The organism is Thalassoglobus sp. JC818 (assembly GCF_040717535.1).
Classification (GTDB): domain Bacteria; phylum Planctomycetota; class Planctomycetia; order Planctomycetales; family Planctomycetaceae; genus Thalassoglobus.
In genome coordinates this window covers 343,059-358,714 of record NZ_JBFEFI010000005.1, presented here as the reverse complement: position 1 = coordinate 358,714, position 15,656 = coordinate 343,059, and the positions used below count along the sequence as shown (strand labels likewise).

16 protein-coding genes are annotated in these 15,656 nt (G+C 53.3%); 8 read left to right on the top strand and 8 right to left on the bottom strand.

Going from position 1 to position 15,656, the window contains the following annotated elements:
- Positions 1 to 37 precede the first annotated feature (37 nt).
- Positions 38 to 1,357 (bottom strand): glycosyltransferase, encoded by a 1,320-nt coding sequence (locus AB1L42_RS15460; RefSeq protein WP_367057532.1) that lies wholly within the window; start codon positions 1,355 to 1,357, stop codon positions 38 to 40.
- A gap of 146 nt (positions 1,358 to 1,503) precedes the next feature.
- Positions 1,504 to 1,986, bottom strand: coding sequence for a DinB family protein (locus AB1L42_RS15455; protein WP_367057529.1), 483 nt, complete (start codon positions 1,984 to 1,986; stop codon positions 1,504 to 1,506).
- Positions 1,987 to 2,276: 290 nt separating this feature from the next.
- On the opposite strand from AB1L42_RS15455, the gene AB1L42_RS15450 reads away from it, so the two are divergent.
- The gene (locus AB1L42_RS15450) at positions 2,277 to 3,467 is read left to right on the top strand and encodes an alanine--glyoxylate aminotransferase family protein (protein WP_367057526.1); all 1,191 of its coding nucleotides are present in this window, start codon (positions 2,277 to 2,279) and stop codon (positions 3,465 to 3,467) included.
- 86 nt (positions 3,468 to 3,553) lie between these two features.
- Here the strand turns inward: AB1L42_RS15450 and AB1L42_RS15445 are convergent, their stop codons facing one another.
- A complete protein-coding gene (locus tag AB1L42_RS15445; protein WP_367057523.1) occupies positions 3,554 to 4,348 on the bottom strand; it encodes a GNAT family N-acetyltransferase in 795 nt (264 codons plus the stop codon).
- Between the two features lie 97 nt (positions 4,349 to 4,445).
- Here AB1L42_RS15445 and AB1L42_RS15440 point away from each other — a divergent pair, with 97 nt between their 5' ends.
- From AB1L42_RS15440 to AB1L42_RS15430, 3 genes are all read left to right on the top strand, one after another.
- Positions 4,446 to 5,012 carry a DinB family protein gene (locus AB1L42_RS15440; protein ID WP_367057520.1) on the top strand — a complete coding sequence of 189 codons (567 nt, stop codon included), beginning with the start codon at positions 4,446 to 4,448 and terminating at the stop codon, positions 5,010 to 5,012.
- Between the two features lie 445 nt (positions 5,013 to 5,457).
- Positions 5,458 to 6,066, top strand: a complete 609-nt coding sequence (locus AB1L42_RS15435; RefSeq protein ID WP_367057517.1) for a hypothetical protein — start codon at positions 5,458 to 5,460, stop codon at positions 6,064 to 6,066.
- A 5-nt stretch (positions 6,067 to 6,071) separates the two neighbouring features.
- Positions 6,072 to 6,467: a hypothetical protein gene (locus AB1L42_RS15430; RefSeq protein WP_367057514.1), complete on the top strand. Its 396-nt coding sequence runs from the start codon at positions 6,072 to 6,074 to the stop codon at positions 6,465 to 6,467.
- A gap of 5 nt (positions 6,468 to 6,472) precedes the next feature.
- Here the strand turns inward: AB1L42_RS15430 and AB1L42_RS15425 are convergent, their stop codons facing one another.
- From AB1L42_RS15425 to AB1L42_RS15405, 5 genes are all read right to left on the bottom strand, one after another.
- On the bottom strand, positions 6,473 to 6,697 hold the full coding sequence (locus AB1L42_RS15425; RefSeq protein WP_367057510.1) for a hypothetical protein: 225 nt from the start codon (positions 6,695 to 6,697) through the stop codon (positions 6,473 to 6,475).
- A gap of 391 nt (positions 6,698 to 7,088) precedes the next feature.
- Positions 7,089 to 7,520, bottom strand: coding sequence for a hypothetical protein (locus tag AB1L42_RS15420; RefSeq protein WP_367057506.1), 432 nt, complete (start codon positions 7,518 to 7,520; stop codon positions 7,089 to 7,091).
- A 392-nt stretch (positions 7,521 to 7,912) separates the two neighbouring features.
- Positions 7,913 to 9,157, bottom strand: coding sequence for a reverse transcriptase domain-containing protein (locus AB1L42_RS15415; RefSeq protein ID WP_367057503.1), 1,245 nt, complete (start codon positions 9,155 to 9,157; stop codon positions 7,913 to 7,915).
- Complete coding sequence (locus tag AB1L42_RS15410) at positions 9,154 to 10,725, bottom strand: hypothetical protein (protein WP_367057498.1); 1,572 nt, start codon at positions 10,723 to 10,725, stop codon at positions 9,154 to 9,156. Before AB1L42_RS15410 ends, AB1L42_RS15415 begins: the two co-directional genes overlap by 4 nt.
- Positions 10,726 to 10,758: 33 nt before the next feature.
- Complete coding sequence (locus AB1L42_RS15405; protein ID WP_367057493.1) at positions 10,759 to 11,658, bottom strand: ParB/RepB/Spo0J family partition protein; 900 nt, start codon at positions 11,656 to 11,658, stop codon at positions 10,759 to 10,761.
- A gap of 99 nt (positions 11,659 to 11,757) precedes the next feature.
- Here AB1L42_RS15405 and AB1L42_RS15400 point away from each other — a divergent pair, with 99 nt between their 5' ends.
- The 4 genes from AB1L42_RS15400 (at position 11,758) to AB1L42_RS15385 (ending at position 15,601) form a co-directional block, all read left to right on the top strand.
- Positions 11,758 to 12,516: a MerR family transcriptional regulator gene (locus AB1L42_RS15400; RefSeq protein WP_367057488.1), complete on the top strand. Its 759-nt coding sequence runs from the start codon at positions 11,758 to 11,760 to the stop codon at positions 12,514 to 12,516.
- A gap of 8 nt (positions 12,517 to 12,524) precedes the next feature.
- Positions 12,525 to 12,908, top strand: coding sequence for a hypothetical protein (locus AB1L42_RS15395; RefSeq protein ID WP_367057482.1), 384 nt, complete (start codon positions 12,525 to 12,527; stop codon positions 12,906 to 12,908).
- Positions 12,909 to 14,007: 1,099 nt separating this feature from the next.
- Entirely contained in the window at positions 14,008 to 14,391 is a 384-nt protein-coding gene (locus AB1L42_RS15390; protein WP_367057477.1) for a hypothetical protein, read from the top strand.
- Positions 14,381 to 15,601 carry a hypothetical protein gene (locus AB1L42_RS15385; RefSeq protein WP_367057470.1) on the top strand — a complete coding sequence of 407 codons (1,221 nt, stop codon included), beginning with the start codon at positions 14,381 to 14,383 and terminating at the stop codon, positions 15,599 to 15,601. Before AB1L42_RS15390 ends, AB1L42_RS15385 begins: the two co-directional genes overlap by 11 nt.
- Positions 15,602 to 15,656: the final 55 nt, after the last annotated feature.

Sequence of the window (15,656 nt, the reverse complement as noted above, 5' to 3'; positions counted from 1 at the left end):
TTGAAGAGATCTCAGCCGGTTTGGTCTGAATGATTCCTCAAGAGAGAGGATCATTCGAGTTGCCGTGCGAATCCGATTGCTCTGTTCCGGTCATTGCTTCCCGAGCAAGAGTTGCGACTGCCCGGGAACGGTTTCGCCAGCGCTTCCAAGTCGAGTCCCACTTCTCTTGCATGTGATCCCATGATGATCCCGTCGAACGATCGGTCGACTGTTCAGAATCGACAAGAGAAGCATAGATCGACAGCATTTTCGCAACGCATCGCTCTTGAGAGAATTGACGCGAGGTTTCAATCGCTCCGCTTGCGAGTTTCGCTCGCTCGTCGTGTTTCAATTCTGCAAACCTGCGAAGTTGGTCGCAGAAGAGTTGATAGTCTTCACTGGGGATCAGAAATCCGTTCTGTTGATCACGAACGATGTCGTTCACTCCAGTGGCGGCGATCGCGATGACGGGAGTTCCCGCAGCCATTGCTTCTCCGAGTACCATTCCCTGTGTCTCGGAATGCGATGCAAATGCAAAGACATCCATCGCCGCGTAAGCATCGACAAGATTTTGCCCGGTCAGAAATCCTGTCATGGTGACGCGTCCACTCAATCCACGATCAGCGAACGCTTTCTCCATCGATTCACGCTCGGGACCATCACCGACGATCAGCACGTCGGCAGATTCCCTTGTCTCCAAAAACTCGCAGAGAGCTTGCGTCAGAAACCGGCAGTTCTTTTCGACCGACAAACGCCCCACGTGTCCGACGACCAGCTTGTTCGGATCAATTTGGAACTCTTCGCGAAAACGATCTCCATTCGCTTCATCGAACTTTTGAGTATCGACTCCGGTCGGGACGACTTCCATGTTCGTTTGAATTCCTCTCCTGCTGAGTAATTCCTGGATGCCCGAACTGGGTACAATGATCTGATCGACAAGCTCACAAAAACCATTGATCAGTTCTCCGATGGCTTCCTCCACCGAATGCGGCCAGTCAGTTTTCTCTTCGATATAAACTGAGTAGCGAGTGTGATGGGTGTAGACGAGAGGCGTATGAAATTCGATTGCCAAAGATTGAGCGGTGCTCCCCAGGAGAAACGGATGGTGAGCGTGAATGATGTCTGGTTGAAACGGTCGTAAATGAGGGATCAACAATGGCATCACAGGAATCGGAAGTGAATACCGCCCTTCGTAAAAGTTGGGGATCGCTGGCACGCGAACCACTCCGGGATCTGGCTCGGGGTTTTCATCGTAGTCCGGCGCAACAATCAGAACATCATGCCCCTGTTGTCGATAGCCTTCTGCGAATTGTTCAATGCTTCGCGTCACTCCTCCAATCTGAGGGGTGTAAACATTCGTCAGCATCAAAATATTCATCGCCGAGCTCCCAGAGTTTTCTGACGACTTCGAAGTTCGGTCTCTTGGCAATCGCCACTATGAAAAGAAACGAGTCTCTGCTTTCTCCATACTTCATCGAGTGATGCAGATTGTCAAATCCCGATTGGGCATTGCGGAGTCTGCGATCAAATCAATGGGGCGCGACCAAGTTGTCGCCTCACGACAGCCCACTGACCGACGTGCATCATCTGATGGCTTCCCAGCATCGCAAAGAGAGCGCCGAAGTTTGGGGCGTAATCAATTCCGGTCGGTCGATCGAGATCATCGTCCGTCATCTGTTCAAGGAGTGCCTTTGAAGCGGCACGCTGTTCTCGATAGATCCGCAATAGCTCCTCTTTCTTCGAGAACATGTTCGGATTATCAATAGTGGCCGCTTCTCGCGAATATTTTGTGTCAAAGTCTTCCGGAAGATCAGGCACAGCTTCAGCGTTGATCTGCTTTATGAATTTGTGTTCAGAAAGAATGAGATGACCGAGTTGCCAGTTGATATGGTTTGATCCGGTCGCGGGCCGCAGCATCATTTCTTCATCGGAAAGGTCCTCAAGGAAGGTGAGAGCGACGAGTTCTCCCGTGTCCATTGAGATTTTCAGTGCTTCACGACCGTTCATTGATTTCCTCATCTGATGCGAAATCACTCACCTGATTCAATAGCAATTCTGATTCCTGAACGGAGTGAAACGCCAGTCCATTCCTCAGAAATCAAAAGGTGAGTCGCTGACAAGTTTGCTTCGATTCAATACACTGCGGCGATCAATGAATTCAGTCAACAACTTGATATTTCACGGAAACGTTTGTTCATTTCCTTCCCCGGAATCACTTTCAGATTTCGGTTCTGAGATCAACAGTGTCGTTCGATGATCATCGAGAGACGCTTCGCAATTAGAGTCAGGACATCATCATGGTAGAGCGACCCAACAGCCCTGTTTGCCCACCGAGTCGAGTTCTTATGGGGCCTGGGCCAAGTGATGTCTCTCCGAGCGTGCTGGCCGCTCTCGGCGCACCCACAGTTGGGCATCTCGATCCATACTTTCTGGGGCTGATGGACGAAGTTCAGCAAATGCTTCGCGAACTTTTCCAGACAAAGAACAGCCTGACCCTCGCTGTGAGTGGAACAGGCAGCGCTGGAATGGAAACGTGCATCGTGAATCTCATCGAGCCTGGGGACCGCGTTCTGATTGGAGTCAACGGCGTGTTCGGCGGACGAATGGCCGATGTCGCCACACGCTACGGTGCCGAAGTTCGCACCTTTGAACGTCCATTCGGAGAAGTCTTCAGCACCGAAGAAGTCGCGGAAGCTGTTCGCGAATTTCAACCGAAGGTTGTAGGACTCGTTCACGCTGAAACATCCACCGGAGCCTGTCAGCCGATTCCGGAGATTTCGAAAGTCGTGCATGATCAGGGAGCCATGCTGTTGATCGATTGCGTGACTTCCCTCGGCGGCATTCCCGTTCAGATCGACGAATGGAATGTCGATGCTGCCTATTCCGGAACTCAGAAATGTTTGAGCTGTCCTCCAGGTCTTGCGCCGGTGACGTTCAGCAATCGTGCGGTCGAAGCGATGGACGCACGTAGCTCAAAGGTGGCCAGCTGGTACCTCGACATGTCGATGGTCCGCAACTACTGGAGCGGCCAGTCCCGGGCCTATCATCACACTGCCCCGATCAACATGAATTACGCGCTCCACACCGCTCTACGTGAAGCACTCGAAGAAGGTCTCGATGCGCGTTTCGATCGACATCGTCGAAACCATTTGGGACTTCGGGCTGGCATCGAAGCACTCGGTCTGAAATACGCAGTCGACGAATCGATCCGGCTCCCAATGCTCAACGCGGTCCTCATTCCAGAAGGCGTCGACGACAAAACCGTTCGAGGTCGATTGCTGAATGAGTTCGGAATTGAAATCGGCGGCGGTCTGGGACCGATGGCAGGCAAGACATGGCGAATCGGTTTGATGGGGGCTGCTTCGACGACAAGCAACGTCCTGCTGTTTCTCGCTGCTCTCGAAAACAGCCTGCAATCATCCGGCTACCAGTTCACCGCAGGTGCCGGAGTCGCAGCTGCGAATGACTATTTCTCGAATGGGAATTAAACACGCAAGACTCGGCTGTGTCGGAGCGAACCTGTCTCGAGGTGTAGATGTGTAGGACTCAAAGGTTTGTAGCTAACTGGAGTCCGTTATTCACTGGGAGAGAGATAGCACTCACCATTCCCGTATTGTACGAACCCAATCTTCTCATACATTGCTTTCGCCATTTCGGATGAGAAAAGAACTGCCAAGTCACAGCCCTGCTGCTGAGCATTGTTTAGCGCTCGAAGAGTGATTGCAGTTCCGATTCCGCGTCGACGATGTGCTGGAATGACACCGATGCTTGCCACGCCGACGGTATCATCTGTCCTAAACGCCGAAGCTGTAGCTACAGGTTTTCCATCAACTCTCGCCACATAGTGCCGGAGTGGCGTTCCAGTTCCGAATGGAAGGCTTGAGTACAGATCGCACCACCATTCAGCCATCTGAGAATCGAACTCAAATGCCGATGCACAGACGAGACTCCATTCTTTAATGTTGTCGGTGTCTGTAATCTCTTCAACGCAAATCGAATCCTTGAGTTTCTCCAATGGATGCTTCAGAGACTTTGCCATTGCGGGAGCTTCGAAGGCTTTAAACAATCCATTCGCGAGAAGGTGCTTGTTTAGATCGCGATCTCGGACGACTGGACCTGACCACCAGAACAAGGGAACTTTCGCTCGGCGAAAGCGGTCGACTAACTCCTCAACATGTCTTGCTTGCTCACCATTGGGGAAGCTGGCAGAAAAGACATTGTTAAAAAATGGACAGGGCAGGAGACTCTCAGTGACGATCGCATGCGGATGTTCAACAACTTGCATTTGGCTCCACTGGCACCAGTAAAGCGTGTGTGCGACACCATTCCGTTCAATCGCTTCTTGCAGTGATTGATGACTATCATCCATTGAATTTCTCTCATCCTAAACGAACTGTTGTTGTCGATGCCGTGTCTGGGTGTGAAAACCCGGAAGCTTCGACACCATGAATCGAGGATGGTTCGCCATGACATCGAGTGAATTACTGGTCCGCTTGCATCGACATCGCATGTGGTCCAATCGTCGGATTCTTGAGTCGACAGATTCTTTAACTGAACATCAACTGCACGAACTATTTGCAATCGGGCAGGGGACGGTATGGAAAACTCTGACTCACCTGCAGGCAGCTGAGTATGTTTGGCTGGAAGCACTGTTGGGGAACGACTCGCCCGTTTTCCCAGGTGACCTACCCAACCAGTTGCCGGGCAATCAGAAAGATGTTAACCCGATCTCCAGTCTCTCGGAATTGAAGCGTCGCTGGAATGAACTCGATCAGCGATGGAACGACTATCTCAACTGTCTCACTGACGATTCGCTCGATGACCTTGTGTACAAAATCAGCACCAGTTCCGGCCAAGGGAAGAGGTTCGCAACTCGACGTTCAGATGTGCTGCTCCACATTTGCATTCACGCCCAATACACCACAGCCCAACTCATCAACATGCTCAGACACCTCAACTGCAGCAAACTTCCAGATGTCATGCTGATCACCATGGCCCGCGAAGAGATACCCCATCAACCCGACGCAACCTAAATCGTTTCTGCCTCAGGTAAAGACGTGTCGAAAACACTTGCAAACGATTCTCATCAGAACGACCGATTGGCCCACCCGACAAGCACCGGTGATAGAATTTCCCCGATGGCTCTCTCAAAATCAGACTGATGTGTAAGAAGAAGATTCTGATTCTCAAAACACAATTTGACTTTGTATGAAGCGACACATTTGACGTCCATCCATTTCTAAACTTCTGCACGCTGGTAGCTATCTTTTTTAGTGAAGGCTGTAATCGCAAATGAAACATGTTTTTTGTAGAGTCATCCTGGGAGCGATCAGCTGGCAGATGACTTGACCGAAACTGTCAAATGAAGCAAAGTCTTTTTGGCATGTTTTAGCCAGACTGCAAACGGCGTAAAAACAGGGGTTTACTTGCAGGATTACGACATGATCCTAATTGTCAGCCCATGAGGAGAGTCGATCAATGGCATTTCCCAATTCGATGCTCGTGCCATCTGGTGGTCAGATTCTCGCTCACATCTTTGAGAATCGGCACACAGGACTGGCACGAGGCATGTTCTGGTCGATAACGATAGAATTCGAGCCAATCAGTTATGGTGGCGATCAATACGCCTGCTCAATGACTTGCGAATGGATTCCGTGGCGGCATCGCAAATGGCTCGAACTGGACGGTAGCCGACTGTCCGTGGAAAACGGTGAAGAGGGTGTCGAATCGTCGTTCTATCTGACGGAGCATGACATCGGCACACATACAGAGCTTGCCCTACGACATCAAAGCGACAATCTGTTCGAGACACAAATGGACATGGTCGTTGATTTTCACGGGTTTCATGACGGCGATGAGAACCCACGAATGCAAGTCGCTGCCACTGTCGATCTCCCGTTTCTTGGTGTGTTGGTCATCCCAGACAACCTGTTCCCGAAGCCGAATACAGAGCAGGAACTGAGGGATGTTGCTTCTGATTTCATCGACTTGGCATCATTTGGTGAACCCGAACCGTGGAGGAGTCATGGTTCGATCTTCCTGCCAGAGTATCGTTTTTCTGAGTCGGAAGTTCACAAAAAGGCTTGAGAGCAATGCAGCACATCCAACACTTACTGGATGACGACGGTGAAGGAGACTCCCGAAACCGGCTCACCTTACCAGATGTGAAGACGTGGCTCGTAGATTACCTTGCAATGCGAGGAGAGGAAGAGTCTCGTTTCTCTGATCAAAAGGGGGGCGACCATTGGGACATGCTCGTCGCTGATTATGACTCGACCCACAACACTCAACTCCTTGCGGCGTATTTCTCAGGCTCTCAAGTGACCTTTCTCGCAGGGACAGGGAACGCTCAAAAGGTTCGTTCATTTGCGGAGAATGATTTCCCCGAGAATGTCGGCGACATCTTACCGATGCTTTCACAAAGGTTCTCGGCCGGGAAAGAATGGACGGTCTCACTTGATGAAGTCATTCGCTGGACGCAGGAATGACGGCTTTAGTCTGACGTTGCAGGTGGAGTAGGTTTCGGCTTCTTCATTACGATCTTGGCTGGCTGGGCAGGCTTGTAAGGGACGAAGCGGGAAGGTTGTGCTGGTTGATACGGCTTGAAGACCGGCACACCTGAGATGCCTGATTTCGGTTTTGGCGGCTTCTTGGGAAAGAGCTTCCGCCGCTTTGGTTCGTCATCGAATTCGTGTTCAGGCGGGGCATCCCAACCCATCTGGGCTTGTCTGATTTTCGCTGCTTTTCTTTCGATGGCAGGCGTACATCTCTCAGATTGAACTTCGTGATTGGATCATCGCAAGCCTTGTGCGTTTGCCCAATCCGAAGTCCTTTTGTTAAGACAGAAGAGAATCCATAAAAGCAAGAAAACAGCCACCTGCGTTATTTGCAAGTGGCTGTTTTTGATGGAGGCGGCGGGGGTCCAGTTGGACCCACTTTTTCCAACATTTTTTACGAATGCAACTCCCTGTTTTCACGACACTTAGGTCCTTATCGGAACATGCAGAGGTTTGCGTGGCAGGCCGCCGAGTCGGACTGCGAATCGGACTATTTATCGGACTGCTCGTGCCTCAAAAATGGCGACCACTCGGGCGGGCGAGTCCGAGCGTTCACTGCCACTCCTCGCAATGCGCACGAAGCCTTGCGCCAGGCTTGATCTTGGTGGCAAGCAGCTTCGCAACGTCTGGTTTCATTTCTCGATCTCCATCAGGCTGGTGTCCAGTGTCTTCGCGTTGCTGCCATGCGAGAGTCTCGACGATCGGGCAGGCGACAGCCACGAGCTCCTGCACGGTCTGATCAAGGGACAGTGGACTTCGGACAACATGGGCGCACGAAGATACCGACAACGTCTGATGGGTTAGTTCCACATCCACGTCCCAGCCGTTGTTGAGTTCATTTCGGATCATCTCATCGGCGAGCCGGACCAACTGAAGCCCCACAGCTCGCAAAGAGACCATTCGGTTGATTGTTAGACTCTCAGCCATCAACGCCTCCGCGTCGGCTGCGGCCTGCGCAAACTGATTCCCAGTTGGTTCGACCATCACTGCTCTCCCAAGTTCGGTTGTGTTTGTGTCTGCGCAACCGTAACCCTTACCTGCTAAGCCGGAGCCAGGATTGGAGTTGCATTTTGCAGACCGGGAGCCCTGACTGCCGCACGGACACGTTCCGAACGGCAGCCACAATTCAGTTGCCACACTGATAGCAGTATTTACTGAACTGGATTTGGGCTTACCTTTTGGTTTATTTCCTCATAGGCGGAATCCTGTGTCGGACGGATCGCACCGGGTGTCTCTGCTTCGCTGCGGAATAAATCTCCCGCCTACCCTCGCCGACTGCGAGAGGCTGGTTGTGCGGTAGCACAAGCATGTTGAAGTAGAAACCAGATACTCAGTAGGAAGAACCAACAGAGCAATGGTTATCGAGCTGGCAAACATCAGCGAGCTTCCTCCAGTTCTTGGTGCCACGAACTCCTCGCACGAGCAGCTACTTCGAGCATGCTCTTGTGAGTGACGTTGCGGAAACCGGCATGGCGCGCCATCTCAACCACTCGATCAACAACTTCTCGTTCTACGTTTCTCATGAGAGCAGGCCCTTGTGCCTGAAGCCAACCAGTACAGCGTCGAAGTGCATTCTCCGCTGGAAATGGCGCTTCATTGGCAACCTGAAGTCCAATGGTCAGAGTCTCGAAGGCAGATTCCGGTATGGAGAAGGTCAGGAGAGCATTCTGCCAGCGCGGTATCAGTCCCAGGAACACCTTGTTGTGTTCTGGGTCTCTGAGGTCCTGTGGTTGGCCATCTTCCCCTTTCAGTTGGAAGCTAGCTGTTTCGAGAACCTCACTTGCCAGTGAGAGGGTTCTGACGCCCTCACTTACGTCCGAGCATAGATACGCGAGATTGTCCACATATCTGAAACTCGGCGTGTTTCTCGCCCGGTCGGCCATGACCAGGTCGAGAACGTGATGGAGTAACAAGTCCATCGCGGTCGGGCTATACGGCGATCCTTGGGGTAACCCGATCCCAGTGCCGAGGGAATCGTTCCCCCGGATGATTCGTTGAATGACTTCCAATAAACGCTGCTTCTGAATGTGATGTCGATGCCATGCCATCACGTCGTCGAGCCGCGCGTAGTCGAAACACTGTCTGATGTCGTCTGTGGCAAACACGTAGCGGCGCTGTTCCTGGATCGTCCAGTGCAATCTGGCAAAGATTTGCCGGGGACTGAGGGCGATCATCCGTTCATTCCAGAATGGCTTGAGGCAATTCAGCAGCGCTTTGGCCACAGTGCGGTCCATGAACCGAAACAGCGCAAGGTCTCTTGTGCCACCAGTATTCTTGGCAACAGTGCAAATCTTCGGTTCGTAAGGTTGGTAGCTGCCGTCAATGAGCGTTTCTGAGACTTTCCGAAGAATCGGCCGGAGTTCGTGCTCCGAGAAGTGCTCAGGGCGAAACCCATCGGTGCCAGCACCGTGGCCGCCATCTTCTTCGAGTAGTTTGAACGCGAGGTAAAGGTTGTCCGCCGCTGCGAACTTAGAGATTTTGAAATTGGCGGGATTCTTGACGTAGTACCCGGCGCTCTCGGAGGCAAACCATCGGTCACGTGCATTGGTTCGCGAGCGGCGTCCTTTCGGCAGGCGGTGGCGTGCGTAGGCGAGGGCCGGATTTCCACTTTCCGTTGTCATCGGGAACCTCCTTCATCACGGAGGAAACGCTCAATGCGTCCGATTGAAGCCGTAGTGCCGACATGGAAAACATCGCGGGCTTCGAGGTGACGAAAGCGATGCATGCTCCACTGTTTCGCAGCCGGAGCGAATTTGTCGAGAAAATCGACAATCAGCATTAGCCGGTCCGGGTCCGATTGGCTGAACATCCAGGATGCCGGAATAGTAGCTGCTGTGGTTCCGCCACTGGCCCAGATCACGACATCAGAATGGTTGCCACCGAACGACTTTGCTTCTTCCGCTACCACAATCTGTTGGTCACCGGGCAACCATCGTTTGGGGTCCGTCTGGATGCGACGACGAATCTGCGGCGAGATGTCATGCAAATTATTGTTGCTTCCGGCGATGATGGGCCAGTCGGGCAGCCGTTTGCCGAGCTGAATGGCGTGGTCGAGCCGGTCAACCGCGATCGTGACGTTGAGTTGATCTCGACAGCAATCACCCAACCACCGGCGGATGTCGCGGAACTTTGAGTTGTTCAAAGGGCTTCCGAAACGGAGCGCCTTGGCGAGGCGGCAAATCGTGGCGTTGCGAGCATGGTGATGCGTGTATGCAGCCAGTGAATTGATTGAGGCGGCCGGTCGTCTGCCGGGCACAGTGGGCTTCATCCAGACTGTGTTTCGAGGTGCATCCCCACCCTGGCGGACCTTCGCATAATGGACTGGTCGCCGGACTCGCTCTCGGCTCATGAGGTCGATTTGACTGAACCCGAAGGCCTGGTGCAGCCTCGCTTGCTCGTATGGTTTCAAATCGCGATTTGCATCAACGAAGCCAAACAACCGGAATCGAGCATCGACCTGAACCAACACATTCTGCATCGTCGCGTGCGTGCAGTGCAGAGCATCCAGGAGCAGCACAATGTCGCACTTTTCGGAATCAAGATCAGCAGCTGCGATTGGTGTGCTGAGCAGTAGCTTTGGAAAGTCTTCATTTTCTGGTGGCGAAAACCGCTCACCGTCCGAAACGAGTGCAATCTGCTCACCAGACGATGCCATACGCATACTCAGTAGCTTCGGGAGTTCTCCTTGAAGTTGCCTGAGTGCTTGCACTCGCCCCAGAATCAGGATTCGACTGGACGGGAATGCAGCTCGCATATCGGCCACAATCTCGGCTGGACTGCACGAACGCGGCATGCGAATCAGGCCACGTGGGTGGTCTGATAGAAATCGTGGCAAGGCTTGGTACGACAAGCGATCCAGCGCAGAAGGCTCAGGAAGCACGGCGATTCGAGTTTGGCATCGTCCTTGTAGGTTGATTTCGCACTTGTTTGCCAGGTAGTTGAGCAATTCGATCATACCTGCGTTGGCGAAACGGTCCTGGAGTTCGATGCCACCGCTCCGCACTACAACCTTCCCTCGGAGTAGCGATTCCCGAATCTGCTCGACGTTGTAGCCGTGGTCAGGATTGCTGGTTGCGACGCGCTTGCGAGCACTTGCATATGCCCCCAAGAGTTCAAACGCCTCATCGTCCAGCGAGATCACATGGCCGTCTCGGAAGTATTCCAGATTGGAAGGTGAAGTGAGCTGCATTTTGCCTTGCCAATTCTGCTGTTCGGTAAATTTTTACCGCGCGTTGCCGGACAAATTGTCCAGCTTAGAGCGGCGTTTCACTGTTGACTGAATTTGCTTGATGTCCTGTTGCTTCAACTCACGCTTGCGTTGCGTCCAATCCGTCATGAACTTGGTGGCTTCATCGAGCAGTTCAACCACGTCCCGACCTCGCACCTGCAATCGGTCGAGAGATTCAATGTTGGTGCGGACCGATGGCAGGTTCCGGTCGAAAAACCCCAGAAGTTCTTCTCCGAGTTCGGTCGGAGTCCGGGGCTTATTAGATTTGATGATCCCAAAGCAGCGGAGCACGTCGGGAATGTTTTCAGCTGTTCGGAGAGCCTCGAAGACCTCCTGCTGACGTTTTTTCGGTAGCCGAAGAATCTTCTCACCCTGATCCTTGTTGAGTTGCCTAGTTGAGATCAGGTCCTGGATGTCTCGCGGGAGTTGAAGCAACCGTTCGAGGCGATCGAGCGAGCGCCCTGATTTGCCACAGTTCAGGTGAGCGGCCAACTGATCTCGAACATCGCCGGTTCCTTCGTCTCCCACTCGTCCTGATCGTTTGAGTTCCCGGTAGCACCGGGCAAGGGCCAGATCATCGAGCTGCTGCCTCTTGATGTTGTCATTGATGAGTTCAGCGACAGTTTCCGCATTGTGTGGATCGCTGAGGTCATGCCTGACGATGGCATTCAGCTCTTTCCAGCCCAACCGCTTCGCAGCCGCGACCCGGCGGTGCCCACGGATGATAATCCCGTCAGGTGTGATGTGGATCGGCTCCTGCTGACCGCGCTGTTTGAGGTCTGCGGCCAGTTCGTCAAGTTGGACATGGCTTGGGGCCGTGAAGAACTCGTGCTGACGCGGATGTTGCTGAAGTCGATCCAGCTCAACTAATTCGACTTTCCGTTTACTGCTCATGGTACGCCTCCCGGCACGACGACGAATGTTTCGCCAAGTTGACTTGCACATTGAAATTCATACAATGTACAGGTCAAAAAGTCAACGCGGAGGTGACGGATGGCGGACGTAACATCACGAGACATCATGCAAGCGGCAGATATTTCCAACGTGGCAACACTCGTTCGTTGGCATGGAAAGGAAGGTCTGATCCCGCCACCGGATGTGCGCACTCATCCGAACGGGCGAGGGAAAATGGCGTACTGGCCCGAGTGGGTGCTTGAGCGCTGCTTGCGTATCAAGCAGCTACGCAAAGAAGGGAGAAGCCTTGCTGAGATTCGTCAGTTACTTGGGGACGACTGGAAGAAGGCAGAACGCGAGCATCAGCGACGGTACGTGTTCTCCGAAGTTAGCCACCGCATGGACGTTCGAGCCGCCCAGTCCAACTTGCAACAGGCTGTTGAACAATTCCTGACAACGTGGATCAAGGAACGTCGGGCTGCGAACATAAAGAGTTCTGTCCAAACCATCACCGTTGAAGTGATGCAGCGAGCGATTGAGCTGATGGAACAGGGGGTCAATCCCGTTCTCATCGTGACAGCCGACAACATTCTGGTGACGGCTGACTTTGCCGTCAGCGTACAACTCGCCTCATTCGACTCCATAGAAGACGCATTCATGGTAATCCCGATTTGGCGCGAGCTGTCAGCGTACGCAGCGCACATCGCCACGTTGCCCGAATGCCCAGCGGTGCAGCCAATTTCCCGAGTGAAGGCATCAGTCAACGCGGGTTCAAAAGAACGATTGGTATGCGTCATGTCCTCGTGGGACTTTGAGATGGAAGCTCCCAAAGTGCGGCGCAAGAGCAAGAAAGATTAGGATCGACTATGCAACAGGCCCGCGAAACACCAGTGCAACCGACGGGACGCCAATGGCCTTCGCCGTTCACACCGACCCCGGCACCGCCCGTATTGCCGCCACCGCAGATCGTGACGCAAGACGAGTTGCAGCGACTTCAGGTTCTGCTCCACCAGCGTCGCGAGGCCGAACGACTCCGAAAGTCGATCCTTGAAAGACTCTCAGCCGGGGCAGCAATCGAGGCTGGACATCTGACAGCACGTATTCGCCAAAGCAGTTGTCGTAGGATCACACGCTCTGCGTTAGAGCAGTTCTGGGGCACGGAATATGTTGAGAACCTTCGGCAGCAGATCCCCGAGTCCTCGCAGGTTCATCTGGAAATCGAGAATCAGTCCTGTATAGCCGATTTGTAATGGTGGGCTCGTTGGCCGCTGAACTGCCAGGGTCAACGGAAGGGATGCGTTTGAGTCTGAGAGGTGAAACTCTGGTGGGGAATACTTGTTGGTAAGAAACGTGCTGGAAGAAACGCCTCATACTAACACGGCCCCTGTCGTAGTCGGGACAGGCCCCCTATTGCGATAAACGGCGTCCTGAACCACCAGGGAGCGGCGGTTTTGAGCGATTCGAGGCATTTGAGCTGGTGGTTTGAATGGCTATTCGCTCTGTCCGTCTCGCGACGGCCAGCTCCCACCATTGGTCATAAGTGACGACACGTGAACGGCTTTCGGCGCGGAGACTGCATCGAACGGCGCGCCCAGCATCAGGTCGCCTACCCCCAAAATCGGCTTCCAATGGGCGCCGCGACTTCGTAACTCGCTGGTAAACATCACTGCGTTCCTCGCGAGCCATTACTCACCCTGCATCAACTCAGACCCCTTGTGCCTTGTTTGCGGAAGCCAAATCGGCCTGATGACTCCCGAGCCGTGCGAGCACGATTCATGCGAAATGACTTCCGGGGCTTGTTCCGTGCTGATGCGAGCCGCCTACCCAACCGAAGGGTCTGAAACAGTCGAAAGCGTGTCGCGAACATGCAGGGTTATCGGCAGGTTCAGTTCGGTTGAAAACGCAACCGGCAGGGGAGAGGCATGGCATCTTTCGTATGTCGGAAGCTGCCATAAGCGACAACCACAGATTGAGAAATTCCGCCTTCGGAGGTATGATCGGGGATTGGGACGAGTAGGTCCCTGCTGCCGCGAGGTGGCAATCAAAAGACATTTTCCGGAGATGAAAACGATGTGTCGGGAGCGATACGGCTCCCGAATGACAATTTGATACGACGCGTGTGCGTCGGTCTGCTTCCTCTCAAATACCGCCAACGAGCCGCAAGGCTCACCAGTCAGAGGCAGAACCCGAAGCCACGCCCCCGTCCGGGGGCGTCGGCCGGTGTTCTGTTCTGGCTTGGCCCTTGGCGGGGCTGGAGAGGAGCGGGCTCGGTTCGGCGCTCCTTTTTTGCGCTGCCGATCCCGCCGTTTGCCCGAGCACTCGCATGACACATTTGCGAGGTGCTCAACCATGCCTGGATTTCAAGAACTCATCATCAAGCTATCGCCAATAATCATTGGTGTTGGCATCGTGCTCGCCGGAGTCACCCGGTTGAGAAAGAAACTGTCCACCGAGGCACAGTCGACGCTTGGAACATATATCAATGAGCTCGGCGGCTACGTGATTGCCGCAATCATCGCGCTGATCCTCGGCATCTACTTGCTGTTCTTTGATCAAGGCTCAACTCCGGACAGCACAGGTTCATCTCCGGGCGATTCATACGGTCAGCAACCGGTCGTGCAGGTGCAAGAAGAAGTCCCAGGGGCGTTCAAGTTGTCGCTTATTCAATCCCGATTTGCGACTCGCACGATGGATGTCGCAAGACTGAAAGGAGTCACGGCAGATGCAAAATGACCAGCCACAGCACACCGTCCGATTTGCCATCCTAGGGATTATCGTTCTTCTTTCCGCGCTGACAGCCGTGTATCTCCACTTGGCCAACAATCCCTACGTTGGATACCCGATCGCCGTTGCCCTGGTTGTGATTGTGGTAGTTGCAGTAATGGCAGCTAAGGACAGCAACATTTCGTTCGTTGACAGCTCGGGTAATCTCAACACCGAGAAAATCAAACAGTTTGCCCGCACTGGCAAAGCAGCCTTCGTTGCGTGGCTGGATCGCCACGAAGCATCAGCGCCAAACAATTTCACACAGCGACTCAAAGCGTTAGGAGGAATCTATCTGGGAGCCTTGATGCTGACGTCGCCGTTTATCTTGGGCTTTTTCAAAGTTGGATTGTGGGTGCGGATTGCTGCAAGTTTGGCAACGCCGATTGTTGTGTTGCTCCTCGACTTGATACTGGGTGTCGTAGGATTCTGGTCGTCAACAAGCGGCAAAACACGGACCTTTCTCAAAGGCGTTATAGGCGGTTTCAGAATAGCTGGTATTTGCTTACTGGCGATTCTTGTCATCGCTGGTGTCGCAATGAGGAAGCCAGACCCGCCTGGAGTTGGACCACGAGGCGGGGGGCGTGGACTTCTTGGTCACACACAGAACCAAGTTCCACCATTGCCTCAAGTCACACCTCGTGATGAGCCAGCGACCGCTACGGCTGACCTTTGGCGTGATGTGGTACTTCCGATTGAAGGATTGATCCAGTCACGTTCAGTCGACACTGGCTTGGTGAGTCAATCAACCGGAGAGATTTCTGACGAGCCTTCGACACACGCTGTCGAATCCGAAGATACGCCGACGATACCGATACTTCCAACGGAGCGAGTGTTTCAGACACTGAAAAAGAGCCCAGATGGTGCCAGCGATTCACATCTGAATGCCCAACCAAACGATGAACAATCGCTTTTGGAACTTGTGAAACGCCATGCTGCCTCTGAGAATGCAATCGCTGTTGCGGTCCTCCGACAAAGAATTGAACGCACGCGCGACGCTGATCCCGAGTTAGTCAGTTTGGCACGCCGCTCACTGACTCGCATTGAATCCGAGACGTTCACCGAAGCTGAATGTACGCAGCTCAAAAATGAGTGGCTAGAACTCAGGCAAAGACTGTCCCAAAGGTACGTGGGGCGGAACTTTCCATTGAAACAATCACAACTCGTTGGTGGCCAATAGATAAAAAGAAAGCCAAAGCCGCCGCCCGAGTTTCCCCGGACGGCGGCGGTGAGCT

What these genes read in the sequence shown, in the direction of transcription:
- AB1L42_RS15460 (WP_367057532.1), bottom strand. Translation starts at nt 1,357, where the DNA reads ATGAATATTTTGATGCTGACGAATGTTTACACCCCTCAGATTGGAGGA.
- AB1L42_RS15455 (WP_367057529.1), bottom strand. Translation starts at nt 1,986, where the DNA reads ATGAACGGTCGTGAAGCACTGAAAATCTCAATGGACACGGGAGAACTC.
- AB1L42_RS15450 (WP_367057526.1), top strand. Translation starts at nt 2,277, where the DNA reads ATGGTAGAGCGACCCAACAGCCCTGTTTGCCCACCGAGTCGAGTTCTT.
- AB1L42_RS15445 (WP_367057523.1), bottom strand. Translation starts at nt 4,348, where the DNA reads ATGGATGATAGTCATCAATCACTGCAAGAAGCGATTGAACGGAATGGT.
- AB1L42_RS15440 (WP_367057520.1), top strand. Translation starts at nt 4,446, where the DNA reads ATGACATCGAGTGAATTACTGGTCCGCTTGCATCGACATCGCATGTGG.
- AB1L42_RS15435 (WP_367057517.1), top strand. Translation starts at nt 5,458, where the DNA reads ATGGCATTTCCCAATTCGATGCTCGTGCCATCTGGTGGTCAGATTCTC.
- AB1L42_RS15430 (WP_367057514.1), top strand. Translation starts at nt 6,072, where the DNA reads ATGCAGCACATCCAACACTTACTGGATGACGACGGTGAAGGAGACTCC.
- AB1L42_RS15425 (WP_367057510.1), bottom strand. Translation starts at nt 6,697, where the DNA reads ATGGGTTGGGATGCCCCGCCTGAACACGAATTCGATGACGAACCAAAG.
- AB1L42_RS15420 (WP_367057506.1), bottom strand. Translation starts at nt 7,520, where the DNA reads ATGGTCGAACCAACTGGGAATCAGTTTGCGCAGGCCGCAGCCGACGCG.
- AB1L42_RS15415 (WP_367057503.1), bottom strand. Translation starts at nt 9,157, where the DNA reads ATGACAACGGAAAGTGGAAATCCGGCCCTCGCCTACGCACGCCACCGC.
- AB1L42_RS15410 (WP_367057498.1), bottom strand. Translation starts at nt 10,725, where the DNA reads ATGCAGCTCACTTCACCTTCCAATCTGGAATACTTCCGAGACGGCCAT.
- AB1L42_RS15405 (WP_367057493.1), bottom strand. Translation starts at nt 11,658, where the DNA reads ATGAGCAGTAAACGGAAAGTCGAATTAGTTGAGCTGGATCGACTTCAG.
- AB1L42_RS15400 (WP_367057488.1), top strand. Translation starts at nt 11,758, where the DNA reads ATGGCGGACGTAACATCACGAGACATCATGCAAGCGGCAGATATTTCC.
- AB1L42_RS15395 (WP_367057482.1), top strand. Translation starts at nt 12,525, where the DNA reads ATGCAACAGGCCCGCGAAACACCAGTGCAACCGACGGGACGCCAATGG.
- AB1L42_RS15390 (WP_367057477.1), top strand. Translation starts at nt 14,008, where the DNA reads ATGCCTGGATTTCAAGAACTCATCATCAAGCTATCGCCAATAATCATT.
- AB1L42_RS15385 (WP_367057470.1), top strand. Translation starts at nt 14,381, where the DNA reads ATGCAAAATGACCAGCCACAGCACACCGTCCGATTTGCCATCCTAGGG.